This window comes from Paenibacillus pabuli, assembly GCF_039831995.1.
In the GTDB taxonomy this organism is placed as follows: domain Bacteria; phylum Bacillota; class Bacilli; order Paenibacillales; family Paenibacillaceae; genus Paenibacillus; species Paenibacillus pabuli_C.
In genome coordinates this window covers 3,700,801-3,725,586 of sequence record NZ_JBDOIO010000003.1, presented here as the reverse complement: position 1 = coordinate 3,725,586, position 24,786 = coordinate 3,700,801, and the positions used below count along the sequence as shown (strand labels likewise).

Sequence of the window (24,786 nt, the reverse complement as noted above, 5' to 3'; positions counted from 1 at the left end):
TTTGATGTGCATCCATGTCGGTTTATTAACGATTGGTTTACAAGTGGATATATAGGGTTTAAGATGGCGTGAGCCGTTTAAGGTATATAACAATAGGATTAAGTATTACAATATAACGGTATGTTGACTAGATGATATCTACTGAAAAGAGGGATTGTATATGAAAGTTGCGATTTTTGGAGCAACCGGAACGATTGGAAAGACAATACTGTGGGAGCTGATGGACCGCGGGCATGAAGTGACTGCGATTGTGCGTGACCCGTCCAAAGTGGAAATGGTTCATGAACGTCTTCGTGTGGAAAAGGGCGATTTGTTGAATCCGGATCAGGTAGCCGATCTAACAGCAGGTCAGGAAGCTGTCATTAGTGCCTATGGCCCGAAATTCGGAGAAGAAGAGGAGCTGCTGGAAGTTACACGTTCACTGATTGAGGGTGTTCGCCGCGGCAAAGCCAGCCGTCTGGTTGTCGTTGGCGGAGCCGGCAGTCTGCTGACCGATTCGGGTGAGATGCTGATGGATACACCTGGCTTCCCGGAGGAAGTTAGAACACTGGCGAAGGCACACTTGGATGCTTATGGCTTAATCGAGGAATCGGATATCCACTGGACGTACATGAGCCCGGCGGCAACAATCACATCCGGACCGCGGACAGGTCATTTCCGTATTGGCATGAATCGTTTGGTGACCGATGATCTGGGAGAGAGCACGATCTCGGTTGGCGACTTCGCCGCAGCATTGGTGGATGAGCTTGATGATCCGCAGTTTATTGGTTCCCGTTTTACAGTAGCCTACTAAGGGAGAATTTTGCCGGGAGCCAGTAGAATCCAATAATGCCAAACGCTGAATTAGAAGTTACTCACCGGGGAGGGATGAACATTGTTTATCGTCACCGCTGAACAGATGCGAGCCGTAGATGAGCATACCATCCACAGGTTGGGCATTCCTGCTGCGAGCCTGATGGAGAACGCGGGCAGGGCCATAGCGGAGGAAGTTATCACCTTGTGCCGGGAAGAGGCAGCGGGCGGCAAGGTGGAACAGAAAGGGTGCCAGGAGCAGAGAGATGCGAAACAGGCACACACCGGGCCTGGTGATCGTGAGGGCTCTGGGGGCGACATCATCGCCGATCCGGCGCTGGTTATGGCGCACCCCGGTGATCAGCATTGGTACATGCTGATCGGCAAGGGCAATAATGGCGGGGATGGGCTGGTTGCGGCCCGCCATCTGCTTGAAGCGGGGCTCGGCGTGACCTTGATCTACGCCGATGCGCCCGAGTCACTGCGGGGCGAAGCCGCAGTGCAGCGGGATGCCGCTGCGCAGCTCGGCATCCCTGCCCTTGTCCACGGCCGTGAAGCCGTGGACTTCAGCCGGTGCACAGGCATCGTGGATGCGCTGCTGGGCACCGGCTCGCGTGGGGCGCCGCGAGGAGCCTACGCGGCGCTGATTGAGGCGGCGAACGACAGCGGCAAGCCGGTCGTGTCCGCCGATGTGCCAAGCGGGCTGAATGCCGACACCGGAGAGGTATACGAGCCCTGCATTCAAGCCAGGGTGACCGTATGCCTCGCGCTGCTGAAGCGCGGGCTTGTGCAGTATCCGGGCGCGTCAGCAGCGGGGCGCATCGTGGTGCGCGCCATCGGCATTCCGGCGCGGCTTGCGCCGGAGCACGGCCCCTCGGTCCGTCTATTGACCGAGGAAGTGATGCGCGGTGCCCTGAACGTGGACACGGACCGCCTGCGGGCACCGGATGGGCACAAGGGTACCTACGGCCACGTGCTGTTGGCCGCAGGCAGTCTGCCGATGAGCGGCGCTGGCCTGCTCTCGGCCAAAGCCGCGCTGCGCGCTGGCTGCGGGCTCGCCACATGGGCGCTGCCCGCGGCACTGCTGCCGCATGTCATCGGGAGCGTGCCCGAGCTTATGCTCGCTGCCGCCGCAGATGGCGACAGCGGCGAGTGGAACGCGGCTTCCGCCGACGCCTTGCTGCGTCTCGCGGAGAGCCGCGACGTGATCGCGACCGGGCCGGGCCTCGGCCGCTTCGAGGGCGACACCGGCTGGCTGCGCCGCCTGTGGCAACAGACGGATCGCCCGCTCGTCATCGATGCGGACGCCCTCAACATGCTCGCAGACTCGGGCCCAACCGGGCCTCGCGACTGGGGCCGGCGAAGTGCGGCGACCATCCTGACGCCGCACCCCGGAGAGATGGGCCGGCTGCTGGGCATGCCGCCCCCCGAAGTGCAGCGTGACCGGATTGGACACGCTGCACGGTACGCCCGCGAGCAGGGCGTGACCCTTGTGCTCAAAGGAGCACGAACGGTCATCGCAACGCCTTCCGGCGAGGCGTACATCAACACCACCGGGCACGCCGGCATGGCGACGGGCGGTGCCGGGGACGTATTGACCGGCATTATCGCCGGTCTGCTCGCCCAAGGGCTCAGCGCGGAGCAAGCAGCCGCTTTTGGTGTATACCTGCACGGCCAGGCTGCCGAGCAGGCTGCACTGCGGCGCGGTGACCCGGCGTCTCTGCTCGCAGGAGACATCATTGATGCACTGTAACCGCACTATCTTAGAAAGCCTTAACCTACGTGAGCGGAATAGTAAGCTGCGAAAATTAAGTCCTGTAATTAAAAACCTCCGCTTCTCTCTTACCAGGAGAAGCGGAGGTTTCTTGTTTCCAGTATTGAGACTGAAGAATTTCCAGCTACAAGCGGAAACGCTGCAGCTCCTGATGCATCTCCTCACTGATGTCACGCAGGGATTTAACCTTAATGCTCGCCTCTTCAAACGAGCGCTGCTGTTCAGTCGTTGAAGCTGTAATCTCTTCACTGCTGGCAGCCGACTGCTGCGTAATGGCACTAATATTTTCGATGGCCTGCTGCACCTGTGTACTTAGCTGACTTGATTGCTGCATATCTTCGGCCAGCTGGTTAATGCCTGTACTGATCTGTTCCACACTGTCACGAATCGCGGAGAAGGAATTCCGGGTTTGTCCAGTCGCCTTATCCTGTTCTGCGAAGAGCTGCATACTTTGCGTCACAGAACCCTTCACCTTGTCCATGGCGCTTGTGATTTCACCCACAGCGGCATAGATATGCTGCACAGATTGTGCAGACTGTTCTGCGAGCTTGTTGACTTCTCCTGCAACGACGGCGAAACCGCGTCCGGCTTCTCCTGCACGAGCCGCTTCAATTGAAGCGTTCAGGGACAGCAGTGTTGTCTGCTTGGCGATCTCCGACACGTAGCCTGTCATCGTGGTGATGCGGGCTGCGCTTTCTTCCAGTTCCAGCACAGTCTGTTCAACCTCGGCCATAGCTGCCCGGTTCACTTCAGCCAGGCGGAGCTGCTCTTCAATGGCAATGTGTCCTTCCTGAACCGTGCTCAGGACCTCATTGCCATGCATGGCTGATTGGGAGGTGGCCTGAAGATTGCTGCCGAAAGTCTGCTGCATCTTGTCTACAACCATAACCGTCTCACTCAGATCCTCCGCAATTTTCTGGCTGCCGATCGACAGCTCTTCTGTCGTCCGGGAGACCTGCTGCACAATGGCCCGCATGGTGTCATTTCCACGATCGATATCCTGAGCCATGCCGTCGACCCGTTTTCCGGCGGTATCGATGGATTGGATGATGTTACGGATGTTTCCCGTCATGAGACGGAAGGAGCGATTCAGCTCATCCAATTCATCCTTGCCCCGAGTTTCAGGCAACGGCTGAGACAGATCGCCGTTTGCGATCTGTCCTGCAGCGATCTTCAACACCCGAATACGTTTGGCCAGCTTCCGTGATGTATACATATTGAACAGCATGGCAGCAACGAGCAGGAGGGCAGCGCCACCCAGCGCAATTTGCCAAGTCTGCTGAATGTCCCGTTCCAGATTGATTGTATGCTGTTCATACCGTTCCTTGGTTATTTCATCAAGCATGTAGATATCATTTTGAATACCTTGCACACGCGTGCTGTATCGTTTGGCTTCCGAGCTGTCCAAGGCCGTCATGGCTTCAGTCGCACCCTGATCCAGCGCGGTCAGTTTTGTTTGGATAGATCCCATCAGCCGAAGCTGTTCATCGGTTTCCAGTAGACCATCGTTAAGCTCTTGAATCATCGCTTTGCCTTCGCTCAATAAACCGAGTACGGCATCCTGATTGCCTGCTGTCATGGAGAAAGAGAACACATCCAGCGCTTGCTGGGTCTGAATCTGATTGGCTTTGAGTTCACTGACCTTGAGCATGGCAGGGACCAGGTTTTGATTTTTGGCGTTGATGCCCAGTAACTGAAAGATGATATAAGCTACCAGCACAAGACATAAAAGCAGTGAAATTAATGCATTAATGATCAGTTTGCCTTGCAATTTCATAAGCATATCTCCTCCGATCCGTCGATTTAGGGTTCAAGTGTAATTTTGGTTTTGCCGGATATGATCTCTGCTTTCCGATCTTCGAAGGTTTGCTGCTGTTCCTCACTGAGTGTGATGTTATGTAGCGCCGTTAAGCCTACGGCATCTTCTGCTAGTCCTTCGACCATGTTTTGCTCCGGGAAGGAGTGATTATTTTCCGTAAACGTGTTAACCGCGTTATAGATAGATACATTAACATTTTTCAACATGGATGTAAGAACGGCCTTTTCCGCCAAAAAGAATTGATCCGTATCCACGCCAATGGCGTATTTCCCCAATTTCTGAATTTCAGTTAGTGAGCCTACCCCCGTGAGGCCTGCTGCAACATAAATGACATCCACGCCTTGCTCCTGAATCATCTTCGCTGCTAGTTCCTCGCCAAGTTTTGAATTACCGAAGTCTCCAGCGTAAACGACCTGAACCGTAGCATCCGGATTGACAGCCTGTACCCCTTGTTCGAAGCCTTGCTGAAAATCGCGGAGAAGAGGAATCTCCATTCCACCCAAAAAGCCTACGTGATCTTCGGTTGTTGCGAAGCCGGCAATCATGCCAGCGAGATAACTGCCTTCTTCACTACGGAATGACATCGAGGTCACGTTTGGCAATTCGGAGTGCCCGTCGACAACAAGAAACTGCTGGTCCGGATATTTTTGAGCGACCTTTTCCAGATCCGGCAGGAGGGTGTCGCTGAGTCCGATAATCAAATCCACGCCTTCTTGTGCGAATTGCTCAAATGCCGTTTCTGCGGTTAATTCACTCCCAGGTTCCTTATAGTCAAACCGAATCGTGTTTTCATTTCTGGCCTGAACCAGTCCTTCAAAAGCAGCATCGTTGAATGAACGGTCGCCAAGGCCGACTTCCGTAAGCACAATACCTACTTTGGTCCGCTCGTCTGCTGCCGTTTCGTTTTGCGTAGATGAACATGCACCCAGCATCAACACCATTACAAGTAAAATCATGGTCCATACAGCTCGGGTGTCCCTTTTTGTTTTCATGTGTCATACCCTCATTTCTATAGAAGTAGTGATGTGTGAGGTGAGGCTTTTGCCCTATATGTATATCGGCTGGGGGGAGGGTGGGGATTATGGTTAATGATGAAAATTTACGAAAATCTTAATCGATTTCATGATTTATACATTCCTGTTACAAAATCTGGCAGGGTTGATTAACATAACGTAATCCATGCCGATCATCTAACCCAAAAAGGCAAAGAAAAGATCAGTCAGATGATCTCTTCTTTGCCTTTATATCTGGTTATCTTGTGCAGTGAGGATAATAGCGATCTTTGAATGATCAGCCATCCTCTATATATCAACGGCGTCTCCTGCTGCCGAAGCAAATGGTCTGCTTACGGTTGCTCCTGCCCAGACACTGCGTACATACGCCTCATTATGCTGTATTACCATGCAGCCACCGATCCGTCTGTCCGGCTTTCGGTGCCAGCGCATAGTACTCCGCTGTGTAGGTCACGCCATATAATCTGGCCGCGTCCAAACATGGATGGGTCGAGAGCAACCTGAATATCATGCCCTTTACGGGCAAGTGCTTGTGCAATATGCTGCGGAAAGCCGGTCTCCACCAGTATCGTTTTGCCTTTTGTCCACTGCCACCTTGGAGAATCCAGTGCTGCCTGCGGATTCAAGTGGAAGTCTACCGTGTTCATGACCACCTGCACATGGCCCTGAGGCTGCATGAAACCGCCCATGACCCGAATGGGCCAACCGCCTCGTCTCCGCGCGTAAGGAATCCTGGAATGATCGTATGATACGTGCGTTTGCCTGGCTCCAGTGCGTTGGCCTGATCCGGATCGAGTGAGAAGTTATGGCCCCGATTCTGCAGGGCGATGCCTGTTCCCGGTACAACCAGCCCGGAGCCGAAGCCCATATAATTGCTCTGGATGAAGGAAACCATGTTGCCTTCACCGTCAGCCGCAGCGAGGTACACCGTACCACTTCCCTTCGGATCGCCTGCTTCAGGCATGCGCGCCACATCCCCGATGAGTTTACGCCGCTCTTCCGCATACGCCTCGGATAGAAGCTCCTTCACCGTCACACCCATCTTCCGCTCCTCGGTAATATATCTCTCCCCATCGGCAAATGCGAGCTTCATTGCTTCAAGCTGTCTGTGGTATCCGAGCACGGATTCCTTTACTTCAAATTCAAAACCTTTGAGCAGATTGAGCGCTGACAGGGCAATCAGTCCCTGACCGTTTGGCGGGATCTCCCAAACATCGTAGCCACGATAGGAAACCGAGATGGGATCGACCCATTCAGGCTGAAATGCCGCCAGATCGTCTTTGGTCAGGTAGCCGCCATGCTCTGCCATAAATGAATGAATGTGCTCCGCGCGTTCTCCTTCGTAAAAGTCACGTGCGTTGCTCTCCCCGATTCGGCGCAGTGTAGCCGCATGATCCGGCGAACGCCACATCTCGCCCGCGGCCGGAACACGCCCGCCTGGAGCGAATGTCTCAAACCATGCACGCCCGGCTGCCGCATCGCCCTGGCGTGCATAAATGTCCGCTGCCCGTGCCCAGTAGCGCGCCAGCCCAGGCGCAAGCGGGTAACCTTCCTCCGCGTAGCGGACAGCCGGTTCCAGCGCTTCCGCCAGCGTGAGCCGCCCGAAGCGGCGACTCAGCTCCGCCCAACCCGCCGGTGCGCCAGGCACCGTCACCGGGATGACCCCAAGCTTCGGCATCTCCGAATGGCCTGCCGCCTTGAGCGCCTCAATGGATATGCTCTGAGGCGCGGGCCCGCTGGCGTTCAGGCCGTGCAGCTTGCCCTCGGTCCAGACGAGGGCAAAGGCATCGCCCCCGATGCCATTGGACGTTGGCTCCAGCAGGGTGAGCGCAGCAGCCGTTGCGATCGCGGCATCAATCGCGTTGCCGCCTTTTTTTAACACATCCAGACCGGCTTGTGCTGCAAGAGGCTGTGAAGTGGCGACCATGCCTTTGTTGGCATAAACGGGCACACGATAAGAGGGATACGGTTGATAGAGTGGATCGTAGTTCATCAGACGGTTCAGCTCCTTGTCCCAAGATGTCAGGTTCCGGTATGACCGGATGCTATACTCCTAACCCACTTCGGAACAAGATCATGAATCTCCTGCTGAACCTGCCAAATCCAACCTGACATAGACGATAAATCGGGTAAGGAAGTACATCATATTTTATTCAATACTTATTGGCTTTCACTACGTTTGAGCTTACGTGGTCACCATATCGCCGCCGTTGATATGAATGCACTCACCGGTTACATACGAAGAATCACGCGATGCGAGATAGACATAGGCAGCGGCCAGTTCATACGGCTGGCCTGCACGTCCCATGGGTGTTTCGGTTCCAAACACCTGCACATCCTCAGCAGAGAAGCTGGAGGGAATGAGCGGCGTCCAGATGGGACCGGGAGCTACGCAATTGACCCGAATTCCCTGAGATGCCAGCGATTTGGCGAGTACGCGTGTCAGGGAGACAACAGCCCCTTTGGTGGAGGAGTAGTCGATCAGCTGTACATTTCCCTTATAGGCTGTAATGGAAGCCGTGTTGATGATGGAAGCCCCTTGGCACATATGCGGGAGTGCGGCCTGAATCAGAAAAAAATAGGAAAACACATTGGTCTGAAACGTATGGTAGAGCTGTTCCTCCGTTATGTCGACAATGCTCGGCTGCACATACTGCACGGCGTGATTGTTGACCAGAATGTCTATTTTCCCGAAGGTTTCCATCGTTGTGCGGATGACAGCATCACAATTCTTCTTCAGCCGAAGATCGATCTCAATGAGCAGGCAGCGCTGGCCCAGCTCCACAATGCGGTCCCGAGTCCACTCGGCGTCTGTCCGTTCATACAGGTAAGCAATGACAATATCGGCACCTTCCTTGGCAAAAGCAATGGCGGCGGCTCTGCCAATTCCACTGTCCCCGCCCGTGATGATGGCTACTTTGCCATCCAGCTTGCAGCTGCCGATATAAGCCGGGTCCTCGCTAATGGGTTCAGGTACCATGAGCGTTTCCAGGCCGGGCTGCTGGTTCTGATGCTGGGGTGGGAATGCCAAATTCTGCTCTTTGCAGACCGTCTTCACACCATAAAAAGGGTAGACAGGATTCATTCGCTTTGCATCCTCCTCGAACATTCATTGATACGCCTAAGCTATGCATTCGCCCAGAAGAAGGTGCGGCGAGGGAAGAAGTCATTTGTTTTTTGAAGGAGAAATATACCATAATAAGGATGTGGGTGATCAAAATAATGGAGGTGTCAGGAGCGAGTGAATATTCAAGGAATCAATCATCTGTGCTTTTCCGTATCCAATCTGGAACGGTCCATTACCTTTTATGAGCAGGCTCTCGGTGCCCGGATTCAGGTGAAGGGCCGCAAGCTGGCGTATTTTGAACTGGCTGGTCTCTGGATCGCTTTGAATCAGGAAGATGTTATTCGCAATTATACTGAACGAACCTATACACATATTGCATTCACTGTGAAGGAAGAGGAGTTTGATAAGTCTGTGCAAGAGCTACAGGCAGCAGGGGCTGATATTCTTCCTGGCAGAGCGCGTGATCCCAAAGATGCAAGGTCTGTTTATTTCACGGATCCCGATGGTCATCTGTTCGAACTGCACACAGGCACCATGAAGCAAAGACTGGATTATTATCGTGAAGATAAACCACATATGACTTTTTATACGTAAAAATAGACAAGGAATCTATGTGGAGGAACCTGACATGAGTATTGTGTAAACAATGGAATTTCCTGTAATATGGACAGGTATACCTTAATTCACCACCGTTAAATAATTTTGTTCATTCCCGAGGAGGTTGGTCATGCTTCAGTTTCCCAAACCGGATGTAGAGCAATATTTCCAGACGTATCGGATTTCGCACTTTGCCGTATCGGCTGACGAGAAACGTTTGTTTTTTGACAGCAATCTGAACGGTGAACCGAATATCTGGGCTATGGATTTGCCGGGTGGATACCCGTATCCCTTGACGTATTTGAATCAGAGCAGTCAGTTTATCAAACCCGACCCGCTTGGACGCCATATCCTCACAGCGTTTGATCGGGACGGCGATGAGAACTATCATCTATATGCCCTTAAACCCGAAGGTGGCGTGCCACTGTCAATTGTGTCTGCAGAGCCGAATGACCGCTGTTATTTCTCCGAGTTGTCCGAGGATGGGCAGCGCCTGTATTACGTAACGAGTGCGGGTAACCCGAATTATCTCAATTCACGTCGAATTGACCTGGAGACGGGAGAGGACGTGCTTTTGCACAGCGGGGAAGAAGCGACGAGCCACTTGGTTGCAGTAAGTTCCGATGAGAAGAGCTTTGTGGTGTTGAAAATGTATTCCAATACGTATCAGACGGCGCAACTGCACCGTGAAGGGGAGATTATATCGATTCTGCCCGACTCGCAGCGACAAAGCCAGGTATCCGATATTCTTTTTGCAGATGACCATCGGCTTCTGCTGACTACCAATGATAACGAAGCATATTCCTATGTGGCTGAATATAGACTGGATAACCGCGAGTTCCGACCTTTGTGCAAAGTCGAAGGGGAGGACGTGGAGATGATTCGCTGGCATGAGGCATCGGAAACACTGTACTTCTGGACGCTCACAGGTACGGAGAACCGGATGTACGTTCTGGGCAAAGATGCTGTGCAGCCTCGGCGCCTCGACATGCCACTTGATACGGTAGAACACGCGCGCGTAACCAAAGCTGGCAATGTGTACATCCTTGGCCGGGGGGCGATTCAGCCACATAATATTTATCGTTTGCCTGCGGGTAGTGACTCTTGGGAATCTCTGACGGCTAACCGGGTAACAGGGCTTGATCCGGATGATCTGGTCTATCCAGACATGGTTCGGTACAACTCATATGACGGGCTGGAAATTGAGGCGCTTTTGTTTAAAGCCAAACCGGAGCAGGCCAACGGTTATACCGTGTTTTGGCCGCATGGCGGACCGCAGGCCTCGGAAGCGAAGTTTTTTCGGCCGATGTTTCAGCTGATGCTGGCTCAAGGTTATCATATTTTTGCACCGAACTTCCGGGGAAGCACCGGGTATGGTGCCGAATTTGTGAAGATGGTAGAGAGGGACTGGGGCGAGGGGCCGAGACTTGACTGTGTTGCCGGCATAAACTGGCTGTTTGACCAAGGTATCTCCTCACCAGATCGCCTGTTTGTGGTCGGGGGCAGTTACGGCGGGTACATGACTCTGCTGCTTGCAGGCCGCCATTCCGAGTTGTTCCGGGCAGCAGTCGATATCTTTGGGCCAAGCAACCTGTTTACGTTCCTGGAATCCGTACCGGAGGATTGGAAGCCGATGATGGATAACTGGCTGGGTGATCCGGTTCGAGATCGGGAACGGTTAACAAAAGATTCGCCGATCACCTATCTCGACCAGATGGTCAACCCCATGCTTGTCATTCAAGGAGCAAATGATCCAAGGGTTGTGAAGGCTGAGTCGGATCAAATTGTGGCGGCGCTCCAGGACAAAGGCGTGGACGTGGAGTATATCGTACTGGACGATGAGGGTCACGGCTTCTCCAGAAGGACGAATGAGATCCTCGTGTATCGGCGGATGCTAGAGTTCCTGCAGAAGCATCAGGAAGCGCCTGTAACGCAAGTCTAAGCTTATCGAATATAAATGAACCGGCCGAAGCAGGGGAGTTGCCCTGCTTCGGCCGGTTTTTTGGTGTTTTTTTCATCGTATTAAAAATAGGCTTCTCTAATCAATCAAGTCGAGTATAGAATCGATATATTGCTGCGCCCAGGCTGCAAAAGGCAGGTCTGCCTCCCATGTGACCCGATTGGTCGCTTTGGCTTCGCCCCATACCAAGATTCGCTGATACAGCAGATGGATCCCTAAGCGAACAGCGAAGTGTTTGCATCGTTCCTCATCGTCCGCGCAGACAAGTTCCCGGTAAGTGTGTAGAAAGCGCTTGGCAAGCTCGGGCTGATTTTTATGTATATACATGGCTGTCATTTTGGTCAGATCTGCCGTACCATCCCCGAAATACGAGGTGGTAAAATCAAACAGGCCGCTAATCCGCCAATCGGAAGCATGGTCACCGCTCTTCTGAATGACAAAGTTCTCCACCTTGAAATCTCCCATGACAAAGCCAGGAACAGGCATGGCCTGGAATGCAGTCTCTGCATTCTTGAGCTGCTCATCAACCCACTCGATATCCTCATCCGTAATGACAGAGTACTTCTGGGCATCCAGCAGCCAGTGAAGGATGGTCCCATACAGCCAGTCGAGATAAGTACCGGCGAAAGGAACGATTCGCCCGGCTATAGGATCATACTCGCCAGCATCTGGTACCTTCCATCGGTACAGTTCGATCAGGCTATGCGCAAGCATGGAGGCAATCTCTTCTTGCTCATCCTGTCCGAGTGCGTTCTGGAGTGACGAATCATACAGGTGTCTTCCTGGTAAACGAGGCATGATCGCGTAACTCCAGCCCAGCAAATCCGTGCTTTTTTGGAGCAGGTAGGGGACGGGGACAGGAATGGTGGTGTGCTCTGCGAGCTGCTGGGCGAAAAATTGTTCTTCCTGCAGCTGTCCGACATACAGTGGGTTGCCTTTCAGAATATACTCCCCTTGAGAGGTACGGACGAGTAGTGTCTGGCCCATTACGCCCTTTTCAGTTTGTTTGTAATCTTCAAGGATTCCTAGGTCGAATTGATGGATTGCTTCTTGAAGTGAAGAGAATGCAACATCGCCAATTTTGTGGGTAGCAAAGTAAATTCGGGTTGTCATAAGGGCCTCCTGCGTGTTTAGTCCTCGTCCTCTTCTTCCAAATCGAATGTATCCTCATCCACCAGTCCACGAACAAATGATTCGAAGCTCGGTGCCAGGTAGGTAATCTCATAATCATCTTCCTGGTCCACATGTACAACGCATGGCTCACCCTGCGGGCCGCAGAAACGATAATCAAGCATCACGACATCATGACCGGCAGATGGACAGTCACAGATCACAATGCCCAGATCAGGGTATCCCCAATCCTCAATCATGAAGCGGCTCCCCAACTCTCCGGTAAGAGAATAGGATTTGATATGCCCAATGCCCATAATGCCGGAAATGGCGATATGATCTTCCGCCCAGGATGTGGCTTCTTCTGTAGGGAAAACCGTACGTGAAGGGATTCCTCCGTTTTGAGTGTTCATTAATTGAATATAGGACGCAGGCAGTTTGTACCCCAGTTCCTGCTCTGTAGAGATGATCTGGCTTTCATCAAAAGGGGGAGAAACATAGCTGCTCAGTGCGTAGTCACTCTGCTCCCAAAACGTGGAGGGATCGTAGGAGCCTGAAGCTGCTCTGAGATGATTCTGCATCCCGCTTTGTTCCCATTCAGCCAGCTTCTCCAGATGACGCTGCCGGTTCCGCTGCATCTTCACAACTTTGGAACGGGTCGAATTCAAAAATTCGAGTGTCGATCCGTCATAAGGCTGAAGCCGGTCTGCCTGTTCAAACGCATGCAGTGCCTGATCGTACAAGGCCATATGGTAATAGGCATAACCCAGACGGAATTGCCACAAGGGATCCCATTTGCCTTGTTCTTCAATGGATTTAAGCTGCTGAATGGCTTCACGGTATAGTGCACTATTGTTATATGCTCTCGCAAGATGACCTGTCAGGTCATAATCCCGATTTGGTACAGGAATCTGTTCAATGTGTTTAATAATGAGACTGAACTGGTCCTGGTCATGCCAGGTATTCAATTGATCGAGCAGTTCTCGTTCCATTCCTTTGCCTCATTTCAATAGAAGATTCAAACCTCCTCCATTATATCCCAGAAGTTTCATCAATGGGGGGAAGGGTACAAAACGTAACAAAAACACTCCCGTAAAGGGAGTGTTTTATGGAGGTATTGTATCTTCTGTACGCTATGATTGAACTTACAAATCGTCGAATCCGTTGTCGTCGCCGACTTTACCATAGTTACGGGATTTGGCTTCGAAGAAGTCCGTTTTCGTTGCATTGAGCGCTTCATCAGAGAAAGGCTTGATCCAAGGCATGCAGTTCACATCCACGCCTTCGTAAGCTTTTTCCATGCCCATGAGACGCAGACGTTTGTTGGCGATGTACTTGATGTAATCTTCCAACTCGTTCAGGTCAATTCCGCGAACATTGCTGAGTGTGTAGTGTGCCCAGTTGGTTTCCAGCTCGACGGCACGGTTAATCGTTTTGTAAACATAGTCCATGTTCTCTGGCGTATTCAGCTCAGGGAAATCAACAAGCAGCTGTTTGAACACTTCTGCGAAGAAGTAACAGTGCTGATTCTCATCACGCTGAATGTAAGAGATCATTTGGCTGGTTGCCATCATCTTCTGGTCACGAGCCAGGTTGTAGAAGAAGGCGAATGTACTGTAGAAGAAAATGCCTTCAAGTACTAAATCGGCTACCATTGCTTGGAAGAATGTCTGTGGAGACGGCTCGTCCCGGAAGCTTTGGTAGATGTCGGCAATGAACCGGTTGCGGTCAAGCAGTACGGGATCATGTTTCCAGTATTCGAAAATCTCTTTCTGTTCCCGGTCGGACACGATGGAAGACAGAACGTAGGAATACGATTGGTTATGAACCACTTCCTGCTGTCCGATAATGGCCGAGATCGCTTCGAGCGAAGAATCGGTGAAGTACCGTTTAACGTCACCCACAAACATCGTTTGCATGGAATCCAGTACAGCCAGCAAGGAAATGTTGATTTTGAATGTACGCTGTTCTTCCGGATCCAATTGGGCAAATTGGGATGCATCCTTGGACATTGGAATTTCGTCAGCGATCCAGTGGTTGAGCAGCAGTACTTTGTAAAGCTTGTACATATGAGGCATGCGAATGTCGTTCCAGTTCAGGATCCCGGAGCACTCACCTTCAATGATTCGAGTGGATTGGTTAGGTGCTTCCGTATTGAAAATTTTCTGTACTTGCATATTCCGTTCACTCCTTAATTCAAACTGTTTATAACAGGCATCTATATCAACATCGCTGGGATGCTGTGATCGTTATTTGGGCAAAAAAGTACCAGGGCAGCGCTATTTTGCAATCAAAACAGGATGCCCTGGTGGTCATCGTGAAACTCGTAATCTATCGATCAGCTTGCGCAGGAGTCACATTCTTCAATCGTCAATGCACGGCTGCGAACATAATAGGTCGATTTCAGACCTGCTCTCCAGGCATGCAGATGCAGTTCAAGGAACTCCGTTGCTTTGATATCAGGACGAACATACAGGTTGAAGCTTTGTCCCTGATCGACGTGACGTTGACGGGCTGAAGCCATGTTGATGGAAGCATGCTGATCCACCAGGAAGGCTGTTTTGTAGTACCAGATAGTTTTGTCCGACAGGTCCGGTGCCGGGTTGGCAATCTTGTACGTTGTTTTCTCTTCATAGGACAATAATTCATAGAGCGGGTCGATACTAGCAGTAGATCCGGCAATAATGGATGTTGAACCATTTGGTGCGATCGCGAACAACCAGGCGTTACGTACACCGTTTTGCTGAACTTCAGCTTGCAGCTCTTTCCATTGTTCGGTTGTTACGAATTCGCCTACGCGCTCACCCGTCGTGTAATCCCGCTGCTCGAAGTACTTGCCGCTCTCCCAGTCGGAACCTTTGAACTTCGGATAGTGTCCTTTTTCCTTGGACAGTTCCATGCTGGCTTTGACGAGCAGATAATTGATTTTTTCGTACAGGTTATCATTATAGGTTACAGCCTCATCGGACTCCCAACGGATGCCTTCAAGGGCAAGCAGGTGATGAAGTCCAAATGTACCCAAACCTACGGCACGATATTGGCTGTTGGTATATTGGGCTTGCAGTACTTCAATGTTGTTGATGTCAATAACGTTGTCCAGCATACGGACCTGGATAGGTACCAGACGCTCCAGTACGTTATGAGGCACGGCACGTGCCAAGTGAATGGAGTTCAGGTTGCAGACCACGAAGTCGCCAGGTACTTTGGAAATCACGATGCGTGTTTGTCCATCCTTGGTTACGAGTTCTTCCTTTTCTACTACCGTTGCAGACTGGTTCTGCATGATTTCGGTACAGAGGTTGGAAGAGTACACCATGCCATGGGCACTGTTCGGATTAGAACGGTTAACCGTATCGCGATAGAACATATAAGGCGTACCTGTTTCGAGTTGTGACTTCATTACGCGTTTCATAATGTCGATGGCTTGTACGGTAATACGGGACAACAGCGGGTGGTTTACCGCTTCTTCATACTTTTCGCGGAATGTGCCTTCGCCGAAGGATTCGTCATAGAAATCCTCCAAGCCGAGTGCGCGGCCATTTTCGTCTTTCCAGCCCATAACCTTTTTCGTTTCATGCGGGCAGAACAGGCTCCACTCGCCGCGGCTCGCTACGCGCTCCATGAACAGGTCAGGCAGACATACGCCGTGGAATACGTCATGCGCACGCATCCGCTCGTCACCGTTGTTCAGCTTCAGATCCAGGAAGGCCAGAATGTCTTTGTGGAAGACGTCCAGATAAACGGCAATTGCACCCTTGCGTGTTCCCAGCTGGTCTACGCTAACTGCTGTATTATTCAATTGACGAATCCAAGGGATTACGCCGGAGCTTGTGTTTTTATGACCACGGATATCCGAACCACGGGCTCTGACTTTACCGAGGTAAACACCGATACCGCCGCCCATTTTGCTAAGTCTAGCTACATCCGTATTGGAATCGAAGATACCTTCAAGCGAGTCGTCCACCGTATCGATGAAGCAGCTGGAGAGTTGTCCAGCCACTTTTTTACCTGCATTGGACATGGTTGGCGTTGCAGCCGTCATATACATGTTGCTCATTGCCCAATAGGCTTCCTTAACCAGATGCATACGGTTCTCAGCAGGCTCCTGGTGCATCAGGTACATGGCGATAACCATGTAGCGCTCTTGAGGCAGCTCCATTACTTTGCCGTCAAAGTCGTGTGCGAGGTAGCGTTCTGCCAGTGTGAGCAAGCCGATGTAATCAAAGAGCAAATCGTTACGGTAATCAATGCATTCCGCCAGTTCGTCAATTTGTTCTTTGGTGTAGCATTCCAATAGTTCTTCACGGTAGATGCCTTTTTTCACGAGGTCTACAAGGAGAGGGTGGAATGCACCGTAAGGCTCGTCCGGATAAGATTTATATCTACGGTTGGTAGCCGCTTTTTTGTAAAGGGAAGTGAGCAGGGAGCGGGCCGCCGCAAATTTCCAGTTTGGCTCCTCTTTGGTTACCAGTTCCAGTGCGCTCATCATAAAAGCGTTACTGATCTCGTCTCCGGTTACTTCGTCCCGACGAAGTTTGCTGTTAACCCCGCGTACCAAACGTTCCTTGTCCAGCATGTCCAGTCCTTCCAGAATACGGTCGGCATATACCGAGATGCGCATATCATCAAAGGCAAGCTGGCGGTTGTTCGGCTTGATCACAACTTGTGGCATGAATATTCCTCGCTTTCGCATGTTTAAGAGATAAATTGGAGAAATTCTTATATAAAGAATTGAGTGTCTTCTTACGGTGAGAAAAAAATAGGTACATCCGATGGACTGCGGTGGTGACAGTTTGCGCATGGAAAGACCCCGTAACATAGGAGCAGCTTCAGAACATGATCATATAAAAAGCACTCCCTGCCTGACGGCCTGAAAATGCCCATGAATGCCCTGGCTTCCTGACAGACGCTAATGATATGTCGACTGTAAGGTGCTATTATGTAAGGTTGTGTCAATATCTAGTTGCGACCGTCATTGAGGCAACCGGGTGCAGTCCAAACAGCCCCGTTAACCTCGGCGTCAGTTCTGTTTCGAGAAAGCGATTTACACCTACAGGGACGTGCCTTTGAAGGTGATTCCATCCTGTTTTTCGCGAGATTGCAGAAGATGACTTTCAGAAGTGGGGAAACGCTTTGTCACTACATTTTGTTGCTGTTACCATACTCTAACCCAACATCTTGTGTTTGTAAACAGGTTCAGCATACTAAAACGTAATTCCGAGTATACCATTTACGCCATGAATCCGCAAAGGAAAAGGACTGGAAGATTTGAAGATTATTCAAAAAAAATTTTCGTTCAAATGGAATGACGTCTTCACGTCAGTTTGAATTGTAACGCCTTCAACTGGTAGAATAAAAATAGTCAAAATTGCACTAAATTTAGCGGCAACGGTAATCTATGGAGCTAAGGGGAGGCGGAGCGCGATGGCAATAGCAGAAGTGACCGTAATTCCAATTGGAACAGGAACGACCAGTCTGAGCAGTTATGTGGCCGACATGCAGGCCGTATTGGAAAACCAGCGTGGCATTACATATCAGCTGACTTCAATGAGCACCATTATCGAAGGGCCGTTGAATGAGGTCTTCACGGCCATAGCGGCTCTGCATGAAGCACCGTTTTTATCGGGAGCCCAGCGGGTCTCTACATCCGTTAAGATTGACGATCGGCGGGATAAACCGGATGCCTCCAGCATACAGAAGCTGCAATCCGTTCAGGATAAGCTGGCATCCCGTGAGGTACGTCCGAATTAGGGATTAGGATGGAAGCTTCCTGCTTTTTGAAGGGAAATATCCTTCCTCTGCGGGAACCTGGCAGTTGCAGTTGTATCTCTGGCAAAAGAATAGCACGGGAAAGAGCCTCGCTGGAATCATGTCCAGCGAGGCTCTTTATTTAAGCGGATTATTTGATCAAACCAGCTTTTTTCAGATCTCCGCGATTCAATACCAGAGAACCCTGCAGTTTTTTGTAACGAATCGTTTTACCTGATGGATCTGCCACCACTTTTTCCTCGTTTTCCTTAAGACCATTTGCATTGACACTCAGGATGGTTTTGAGATCTTTTGAAACGTTATAAACATCCGCTGAGTCTCCCTTGAGCGCAACGTCATATCCATTAGAGGCAGATAAATCAATTAGAGTAATCCAGTCTGCTTGTGTTTGGCTCTTTGCAGAAAACTGGATAGAGCGGGTCGCACTTGCGTAATTTACTTCATAGCCAAGAATTTTGGCAGCTTCACGAAGTTGTAGGTATGTATTGCCTTTATAAAGTAATTGATCCGATGTTACAGATTTGGACTGGCCGTTAACAATAACTTTAAAGTTCGCCAATGTGGCTTGCACTTTTTGGGAAGTTGCAGCTACAGCCATGGAAGAAGAACCAACCAACATTCCTATAGATAAAGCAAGAATAACTTTTTTCATTTTCATCTTTATCATCAACTCCTATGTAAATGTGTTATACCTGAGAATAATACCCTAATTGGGGATGATTGACACGGGTGAAAAATATTATTTTTTTACTTCTTACGAATCATAATGGTGACGCTTTATCGCAGGAAGTTCCACTGAAAATAAACATAAATATATAATCGGAATGTAAAATTGGTTCCTACGATTTGTATTAATTAATTTTGATTATGACGAGAGGACTATGTGGTTTCGTGTTTGTGATAACTAAACAAGATAGGGAAATGGAAAGAACTCAACCTAGTTAGGTTGAGTTCTTGTTTGTGCAAAGAGTTATTCGGCGATAACCAAAGAGGCTCCAATCAACGTGGAATTTGTAAAACCGCCTCCGACATTTTGGAAAGAGTAGTTGGCAATAGGTGCACCAATTACGGTAGCGTAATCTCCATCAAGCAGATCTCCAGTCGTTGCTGGGTATAGTGCAGTAACATAGTTACCGTTATCATCCATAACAAGAACAACTGAAAAAGTAGATCCTAGAGAGCTGTCTTCTTCAACCTGAATTACTTGTCCGCTGACTTTCACAAAATCCTCATAATAGTTAGCCACATTTTTATTCAGATGTCTGGTCGTAATTTTGGAGTTAACAAGACCTTTTGCCTTTTTGCGAAGATCCGCTGTACTGGCAGGGAACAAATCGTTATTATCAGCAATGAAATCATAAGAAGTCTGATCTAATACAGCTGTGTTATCTGTGAGAAATGGTGTTAAATCATTGAAGAAATCGGCAGCTGTACTTTGAGCAACAGTACTTTCAGAAACTGTGCTTCCAGCAGTCTGTTCCAAAGGAGCAGAGATACTTAAGGAGTTAATTATTTCGTTAACTGTATCCTGATTATAGGAGTCTTTGGAAGACGTTATGGTCATGGTGTAGAGTTCGCTGTTAGTCGGGATCATGTATTGGATGAGAACTATATCCGTGCCGGAAGTGTGTGTGTAGTTTCCTTCCAAAACACCTGCGTTATACTCCTTGTAGGGCTTATTCGTATAACTAACTTTCTTGTAATTGGAAACACCGATAGATTCACCATTTTGTGTGTAATAGTCCACAACATTATTGGCAAACTCTTCAGGATTAATTGAACCACTTGGGTTGGATTCAATGGTGAAATTAATGTTATCTGCGAATTGTGATGACGTTGACTGGTCTGAAAATGCTGCTTTAACTGCTGCATTCATTTGACTTGTATCTACGCTTTTCCAATAATCCGGATAGGAAAATGCGAAGCCTTCGCCACTGTATGTAGTGTATTTGGTAGTCTTAGCCTCGGTAGAGACCGTTTCAGTTGCACTTGTTGTTTCTGAAGTTTGTGTTTCTGCTGTTTTGGATGTTTCTGAATTACCGCAAGCACTAAGCAATGCAGTCACTGCCAGAATCGTGATAAGTTTTTTCATGATTTCTAATATCCCCTAATGTGCTTCTCATCGGATGAGATTTTTTCTTAAGTCATCTTGTGTTTACGTTGCTCCAGAGTTGAGCTCTCGTAGTTACTCATAATAAAGTTGAAAAATTGCAGGGTTTCGTTTTTAAGCTGATCAGGTGCATTAAGAAAGTTCTTTAAGAAACTCCCATGTACGGGATGATCTAGATATGAAGTTGATTCTTGATTCAGATTCCTGATCGGAGATGCTAATGACGACTCGGGACTTAGACCGATAAGATAATCTGCACTGGTACCCAACGTCATTACTAAGCGACATAAAGCTTCAGGATCAGGTTTTCTGTGATTAGTTTCATATCGGGACAATTGAACTATTGTGAGATCCGTTTTTTCTGACAATTCCTTCTGTGAATACCCCTTCATTTCTCTTAAATGTTTAATGCGCTCACCCAAAGTAGGCATAAAGACTCCTTTCCACTTGAATAGTAAAATAATAACATTACTAATTAACAGAGCATATAAAATTACCAAAAAGGTAATTTTATACCCATCAATAAATAGGTCAACCTATAAATAATACCATTTTGGTAATATTTGTGCATCAATTTTAAGGGCGTATAGTTTACGTCACTATATAGATAATTGACTTCAAACATGTGCATGTATCCAGAGAACTATTGGTTGTTGAAATATGCAATTTAGAAAACTCGATTAAATAAGGTATTGGTATCTAAGGAGTTATGTTAAACAAACAGGATGTTTACTAAGGTAAGTGGACAGCAGCCTATTTTTGTCTTGAGCCCGGTCTGGGAAAGGACTTCTGCATATAGTGAACTGTACCTCAAATCAAAGGAGGGTTTTACATGAGTGGAGTTGTAGGTGGATACGGCGGAGCATGGACATCGACTGGTGCCATTTTGGTTCTCTTCATCTTGTTGGTCATCATCACTAAATCTTTCTGGGTATAATAACCTTATTAGGCCCTAAACACGAATTCTCTGGTAAAGGAGGGTTCTCCATGAGCGAAGTCGGAGGCGTAGGATACGGCGGCTGGACATCGACTGGAGCCATCTTGGTTCTGTTCATTCTCCTCGTTATCATCACAAAATCTTTCTGGGTATAATATAGCGAACTCTGCCGGTTACCCGGCAGGGTTTTTTTAGGTTATGGACAAGCTGGACGATGGCTGGATAGAACAGCATACAGAAATTCGATTCAACGAACCCAAGGAAAGCAGGCAAACTTCCACGGCAGTCGAAATGGCGCAAAGTGCCCATTTTATCCAAATGAGGGCCATAGCCCGGTCCAGCAGTAGGCAAAGTACATAGCTTAGGGGTGTAGGCAAATGCTAAGGAGGAATGAACAATGAGCGAAGTTAAACCGAATTCACCGAACGGACAGGGACACGTATACGGACATATGGGAGGTAATGAACACATGCATGGTTACCAATACACAGGTCACGAAATGTACGGTTACGGCTGCGGAACAAAGCCGCTTGGATACGGATATGGATACGGGTACGGACACCACGCGAACCAGGCTCCAGTCATGCACGGTTATGGTTACAACCAAGGCTGTGGAACCTCTTATGGTCACGGTGGGGGAAGCTGGGGATCGATGGGCACTATTCTGGTACTTTTCATCCTGCTCGTCATTATCTCCAAAACCATGTTTATCTAAATAAGACTTTTCGATAAAGCGCGGAGAACTAAATTAATAAAATATGTAATCAGACATGGAAAAGCACCCGGAACCCAATTCCGGGTGCTTGGTTTGTGTATGTTTTCAATCTTCTCAAGAATAAGTGACTTCCAAAACAACAAAAGCCCTACCTCTCTTTTGTCCTTGCGGCTCCGATGACCGCGCCAGTGTGAATGGGAAAATCTTGTGAAACTCTGTTATACCGGGTTAATGTGATTCAGGTTCTTCAATCTCCATAGGTTGGTCGTTACATATTCGCTGCGGTCGCAGCATGAAGAAAATATTCCGGGGTTAAAAGAAGATAGAAAATCAGTTGAGGTTTAAATCCAACTTTAAGAGTATACCACACTCTGTAATTTTTTGCAAGATAAAGGAAGGGTGCAGCATGACTATGATACAGTTGCCATTACATTGGAACCGGACGCGATGGGTGACCAGCCTTGGGAGACGATGATTCTGGCTGCCAAGATTAAAGGTTAAATACAACAACCCAAAAAGTCTGTTTCCTGCGAAAAACAGTCTTTTTGGGTTGGGAGCATGACTATAAACGGACATATGCACATCGTGTAATATGCCGGAAATGAATGCTTATGTAGATCATTAATTTTTTAGCGCGGCTTGACCGATAAAAGATAAAGGCAATACCCTGGATCTCCCCCTTCATTTATCGGGAGAACTGGTTGCACATAGAGAGTGAGGGGTTTGGGTGGAGGTATACCGTTCATTTATCTTTCGTCTGGTGCGCAATTATCTGGTAGGCTCACTCGCGGCTGTCTTTGTTGTTGGTACTGTGGTGATGGTCTCTACGCTGCAAATACCAAATATTGAATATGTGCGTTTGATTCTGATTGTGTTCATTTCCCTTTTGTTTATGCTCGTTGCCGAAGGCATTGCCTTCCGGGTTCAGCTTAGGCCAATTAGGCAATTTTTCGCTCAAGAGCGTCACGAGCGGGCTGAATTGAGCCAAATGTATGAGGTTATTCACCATTTTCCGGGGCGAACCATCTACCGGATCATGGGACCGCATCTGCTGGGATTTTCATTGCCGGCTGCCGGGTTAACCCTATGGATGCTTACAGTGGGTTGGTTGGACTTCCCAACAAACTATGTTGCTGTAGCAGCGGCTTGTGCCATGTTGATTGCCATCATGCATGCGTTAATTGAATATTTCCTGACCGTTCGGGCGATCAGACCACTTCTGATGGAGGCCCGCCGCCGAGGTAAACAGCAGTATGGCACCGAGCCGTCATTGGGAGGACGTGTGCTGGTATCCATTCAGCGGAAATTTCAGCTGAGCACAGCCCTCATTGGACTATTTCCACTGTGTTTATTTTTCCTGGCTACGTTTATCAGGCTTCAGTATATGGATCAGGAATTTGCGAAAGAGTATATCCTGTGGGGAATCATCGTTGTCGTGCTGGGGGCGGGCTTTGCCCTGGTAGGCAGCTGGTTGCTGATCCGGGATGTGCGTGATCCGGTCGCAGAATTAACAAAAGAGATGAACCGAATTCAGGAAGGGGACCTGGGCAGAAGAGCACCCGACCTTTATGCGGATGAATTTTCGGCACTTATTTCCGGGTTTAACATGATGATCAACCGGCTGGAGATGAGGCAGGAACGTAATCGGCAGCTGCTGCAGAGTTATTTCTCCATGCTGGCTGCTGCACTGGATGCGAGGGATAAATACACGGCCGGACATTCCATGCGGGTGGCCGAGTACTCGCTCATGATCGGCAAACTGAGTGGCATGAGTGAGGAACAAGCGGATTTGCTGTACAAATCTGCACTTCTTCATGATATTGGCAAAATCGGGGTGCCTGATGAGGTTCTGCTCAAGGACGGCAAACTGAGTGAGGAAGAATTCGCTATCATTCAGACCCATCCGGTTCTGGGCGAGAGCATTTTGTTGCAGATCGAACCCATGGATGCCATGGCAGACTTTTTGCCGGGTGTGAGGTCTCATCATGAACGTTACGATGGAAAAGGGTATCCGGATGGCAAAGCAGGCCTGGATATTCCGCTCTTCGGGCGGATTATTGCAGTTGCTGATGCCTTTGATGCCATGACCTCCGATCGTCCGTATCGAAACGGCATGAGTCATGAGAAAGCGCTATCCATCCTGGAAGAAGGAAAAGGGACCCAGTGGGACCCTTATTTTGCAGGCTTGTTTATAGAAGAGTGGAGAAGGAAAGAGCACCTCCATGGTTCGTCGGAGCGAGGGGTCAGTTGATCCCCTCTGTCCACTTCGAACCTTTTCGGCGCCGCCGGTGTAAGGACAGTCCGGTGATAATGGTGAAGACGCACTCACCCAGGATGATTGCACCCAGAGCATCATAGATCACATGCTGTTTAATCAGCAGGGTGGACAGCACAATCAGTGCTGCTCCAGCGGCTACGAGCAGTTTGACATAACGGCGAATGCTCTGTACCGAGAGGACCGCTCGCATAACGAGATAGGAATGCAGTGCATGAATGCTCGGGAAGCAGTTAAAAGGACGATCCTGACTATAGAGCCATCCCAGAACGGATGCGCCAAGGCCTGTGCCTGTGATTTCGGGTCTAGGAACACTGGTCTGAAAGTTGAAATAAATCAGATAACAGATCCAGACACAGATGTTCATGGACAATAGTACGCGATAATAGGTAAACCGGTCTTTGGCACAGAGGTATGCGAGTACACCAAATACAAACGGATACCAGCCCAGGTACGGAAGGGACATTCCGGGTACGAAAGGAATGAGCCGGTCAATTGGTGAACTGAGCACGGCGAATCCGCGCTCAGGGCTGTTAAGAACATCATATAACAGTCCCATGACAGCCAGGGAAAGCATCAAGCTTAATGACAGCCAATAGGATTTACTTTTTAACGATTGCACTACCACGTTTCTCCTTTCAATCCAAACCCGTCAAGGAAGTGGATCACAGCGATAAATTAAACAACACTATATTCTACTATGTTTTGAACACAAATTGAATCGAGATTTGTGTATTTTTGTGTATTTTTTTGACGAGCCAGGAATGTCGAAGGCAGTAGGGGCATGATATGATAGAAGTATATGCGGGCAAAAGGTGTGTCTACGAACGAAGTCGGGACAACAGGAG

At 49.3% G+C, this 24,786-nt stretch carries 20 protein-coding genes and 1 pseudogene; 9 read left to right on the top strand and 12 right to left on the bottom strand.

Features of this window, described 5'->3' with window-relative positions; genetic code table 11:
• Positions 1-160 precede the first annotated feature (160 nt).
• Together ABGV42_RS18690 and ABGV42_RS18685 are read left to right on the top strand one after the other, a co-directional pair.
• Positions 161-793 (top strand): NAD(P)-dependent oxidoreductase, encoded by a 633-nt coding sequence (locus ABGV42_RS18690; protein WP_347382975.1) that lies wholly within the window; start codon positions 161-163, stop codon positions 791-793.
• A gap of 81 nt (positions 794-874) precedes the next feature.
• On the top strand, positions 875-2,545 hold the full coding sequence (locus ABGV42_RS18685; protein ID WP_347382974.1) for an NAD(P)H-hydrate dehydratase: 1,671 nt from the start codon (positions 875-877) through the stop codon (positions 2,543-2,545).
• Positions 2,546-2,690: 145 nt separating this feature from the next.
• Here ABGV42_RS18685 and ABGV42_RS18680 read toward each other — a convergent pair whose 3' ends face one another.
• The 4 genes and pseudogenes from ABGV42_RS18680 to ABGV42_RS18665 all read right to left on the bottom strand — a co-directional run bounded on the left by ABGV42_RS18680 (position 2,691) and on the right by ABGV42_RS18665 (position 8,483).
• On the bottom strand, positions 2,691-4,343 hold the full coding sequence (locus ABGV42_RS18680) for a methyl-accepting chemotaxis protein (protein ID WP_347382973.1): 1,653 nt from the start codon (positions 4,341-4,343) through the stop codon (positions 2,691-2,693).
• A gap of 26 nt (positions 4,344-4,369) precedes the next feature.
• On the bottom strand, positions 4,370-5,377 hold the full coding sequence (locus tag ABGV42_RS18675; RefSeq protein ID WP_347382972.1) for a BMP family lipoprotein: 1,008 nt from the start codon (positions 5,375-5,377) through the stop codon (positions 4,370-4,372).
• A 404-nt stretch (positions 5,378-5,781) separates the two neighbouring features.
• A pseudogene (locus ABGV42_RS18670) lies at positions 5,782-7,391 on the bottom strand (gamma-glutamyltransferase family protein).
• A 192-nt stretch (positions 7,392-7,583) separates the two neighbouring features.
• Entirely contained in the window at positions 7,584-8,483 is a 900-nt protein-coding gene (locus tag ABGV42_RS18665; RefSeq protein WP_347382971.1) for a glucose 1-dehydrogenase, read from the bottom strand.
• 156 nt (positions 8,484-8,639) lie between these two features.
• Here ABGV42_RS18665 and fosB point away from each other — a divergent pair, with 156 nt between their 5' ends.
• Both fosB and ABGV42_RS18655 read left to right on the top strand, forming a co-directional pair.
• Positions 8,640-9,059 (top strand): metallothiol transferase FosB, encoded by a 420-nt coding sequence (gene fosB, locus ABGV42_RS18660; protein ID WP_347382970.1) that lies wholly within the window; start codon positions 8,640-8,642, stop codon positions 9,057-9,059.
• Positions 9,060-9,192: 133 nt separating this feature from the next.
• Entirely contained in the window at positions 9,193-11,004 is a 1,812-nt protein-coding gene (locus tag ABGV42_RS18655; RefSeq protein ID WP_347382969.1) for a S9 family peptidase, read from the top strand.
• 96 nt (positions 11,005-11,100) lie between these two features.
• Here the strand turns inward: ABGV42_RS18655 and ABGV42_RS18650 are convergent, their stop codons facing one another.
• From ABGV42_RS18650 to ABGV42_RS18635, 4 genes are all read right to left on the bottom strand, one after another.
• Positions 11,101-12,135 (bottom strand): aminoglycoside phosphotransferase family protein, encoded by a 1,035-nt coding sequence (locus ABGV42_RS18650; RefSeq protein ID WP_347382968.1) that lies wholly within the window; start codon positions 12,133-12,135, stop codon positions 11,101-11,103.
• Positions 12,136-12,152: 17 nt separating this feature from the next.
• The gene (locus ABGV42_RS18645) at positions 12,153-13,124 is read right to left on the bottom strand and encodes an SMI1/KNR4 family protein (protein ID WP_347382967.1); all 972 of its coding nucleotides are present in this window, start codon (positions 13,122-13,124) and stop codon (positions 12,153-12,155) included.
• Positions 13,125-13,277: 153 nt separating this feature from the next.
• Positions 13,278-14,309, bottom strand: a complete 1,032-nt coding sequence (locus tag ABGV42_RS18640) for a ribonucleotide-diphosphate reductase subunit beta (protein WP_347382966.1) — start codon at positions 14,307-14,309, stop codon at positions 13,278-13,280.
• A gap of 161 nt (positions 14,310-14,470) precedes the next feature.
• Positions 14,471-16,804, bottom strand: a complete 2,334-nt coding sequence (locus ABGV42_RS18635) for a ribonucleoside-diphosphate reductase subunit alpha (RefSeq protein ID WP_183525542.1) — start codon at positions 16,802-16,804, stop codon at positions 14,471-14,473.
• Between the two features lie 752 nt (positions 16,805-17,556).
• On the opposite strand from ABGV42_RS18635, the gene ABGV42_RS18630 reads away from it, so the two are divergent.
• Positions 17,557-17,883, top strand: a complete 327-nt coding sequence (locus ABGV42_RS18630) for an MTH1187 family thiamine-binding protein (protein WP_095291795.1) — start codon at positions 17,557-17,559, stop codon at positions 17,881-17,883.
• Positions 17,884-18,031: 148 nt separating this feature from the next.
• Here ABGV42_RS18630 and ABGV42_RS18625 read toward each other — a convergent pair whose 3' ends face one another.
• The 3 genes from ABGV42_RS18625 to ABGV42_RS18615 all read right to left on the bottom strand — a co-directional run bounded on the left by ABGV42_RS18625 (position 18,032) and on the right by ABGV42_RS18615 (position 20,442).
• Positions 18,032-18,559 carry a stalk domain-containing protein gene (locus tag ABGV42_RS18625; protein WP_347382965.1) on the bottom strand — a complete coding sequence of 176 codons (528 nt, stop codon included), beginning with the start codon at positions 18,557-18,559 and terminating at the stop codon, positions 18,032-18,034.
• 312 nt (positions 18,560-18,871) lie between these two features.
• Positions 18,872-19,993: a PsbP-related protein gene (locus tag ABGV42_RS18620; RefSeq protein ID WP_347382964.1), complete on the bottom strand. Its 1,122-nt coding sequence runs from the start codon at positions 19,991-19,993 to the stop codon at positions 18,872-18,874.
• A 47-nt stretch (positions 19,994-20,040) separates the two neighbouring features.
• On the bottom strand, positions 20,041-20,442 hold the full coding sequence (locus ABGV42_RS18615) for a helix-turn-helix domain-containing protein (RefSeq protein ID WP_347382963.1): 402 nt from the start codon (positions 20,440-20,442) through the stop codon (positions 20,041-20,043).
• A gap of 401 nt (positions 20,443-20,843) precedes the next feature.
• Here ABGV42_RS18615 and ABGV42_RS18610 point away from each other — a divergent pair, with 401 nt between their 5' ends.
• The 4 genes from ABGV42_RS18610 to ABGV42_RS18595 all read left to right on the top strand — a co-directional run bounded on the left by ABGV42_RS18610 (position 20,844) and on the right by ABGV42_RS18595 (position 23,914).
• On the top strand, positions 20,844-20,948 hold the full coding sequence (locus tag ABGV42_RS18610) for a sporulation protein YjcZ (RefSeq protein ID WP_192262833.1): 105 nt from the start codon (positions 20,844-20,846) through the stop codon (positions 20,946-20,948).
• Positions 20,949-20,998: 50 nt separating this feature from the next.
• The gene (locus tag ABGV42_RS18605) at positions 20,999-21,103 is read left to right on the top strand and encodes a YjcZ family sporulation protein (protein WP_212677023.1); all 105 of its coding nucleotides are present in this window, start codon (positions 20,999-21,001) and stop codon (positions 21,101-21,103) included.
• A 242-nt stretch (positions 21,104-21,345) separates the two neighbouring features.
• Positions 21,346-21,663, top strand: coding sequence for a hypothetical protein (locus ABGV42_RS18600; protein ID WP_347382962.1), 318 nt, complete (start codon positions 21,346-21,348; stop codon positions 21,661-21,663).
• A 727-nt stretch (positions 21,664-22,390) separates the two neighbouring features.
• Entirely contained in the window at positions 22,391-23,914 is a 1,524-nt protein-coding gene (locus tag ABGV42_RS18595) for an HD-GYP domain-containing protein (RefSeq protein WP_347382961.1), read from the top strand.
• Here the strand turns inward: ABGV42_RS18595 and ABGV42_RS18590 are convergent.
• Positions 23,907-24,560, bottom strand: coding sequence for a phosphatase PAP2 family protein (locus ABGV42_RS18590; RefSeq protein ID WP_347382960.1), 654 nt, complete (start codon positions 24,558-24,560; stop codon positions 23,907-23,909). The two genes, ABGV42_RS18595 and ABGV42_RS18590, sit on opposite strands and share 8 nt — an antisense overlap.
• Positions 24,561-24,786 lie beyond the last annotated feature (226 nt).